The sequence below is a fragment of the Alkalibacterium sp. m-11 genome (genome assembly GCF_054658155.1).
In genome coordinates, this window is the sequence record NZ_BAAGIR010000313.1 from 1 (window position 1) to 693 (window position 693).

The 693-nt window shown below is 43.0% G+C and carries 1 protein-coding gene; it reads right to left on the reverse strand.

The window, feature by feature from the left end; translation table 11 throughout:
- Window positions 1-693, reverse strand: a 693-nt coding sequence (locus tag ACYQ2O_RS12575) for an IS4 family transposase (RefSeq protein WP_459771409.1), incomplete at both ends; no start/stop codon positions are given.

The following is a 693-nucleotide window of genomic DNA, read 5'->3' on the forward strand; positions in this document are numbered from 1 at the left end:
TCTTTCAGGTTATACTTTTGTCCATTGTATCCGTACGTTGTACGCGTAGGTTTAAGCATGCAGATGACTTGAAGCGGATAATCAGTGACCACTTGTTTGATGGTTTTAGGATAAGCGAACCAGCTGTCGAATAAAACGGTCTTTGCCTGTAAGGTCCGAGGATTGATGGAATCAAGTAAGTCGAATAGAGCCTTAGTAGCTTTCTGTTGGGCTTCAACGCGTCGTTTGTAGCCGACTGTACGTTTGTCTAGTTGGTCATTTGCTTCCATTAGGCGTGCTTGCTTCTTTTCTGAACTGAGTAGTGTGTGCGCTAAAGGAATGAAGCTAATGCCGTCTGACCAACCCAAAGTAAGCATACGAAACCCTCGCATAAAGGTTCCGGTTGAATGGTCATACACTTTTGCTAAAAGCTCGACTTTTTTGCTGCGGTTCCGACTGTATGTGGAATCGTCAATGATTAAGACACGTTCAGAATCGCTTTCCACTAAGGAAAGCAGGCGTTTCACAATGATTGACTCGCTCAATAGAATCAGAAATTTCCGCCAGTTAAAGGTTTTGGCATTCATGAACCGGTTTACAGTGTAAACACTAATTTCTTCAGGTGCTTTTGAAGAAAGGATAGCCTGGTTTCCAGATTTTGAGGTGAAGACTAGAGTAAACAAGAACTGAAAGAGTACCACAGGACTAACACCG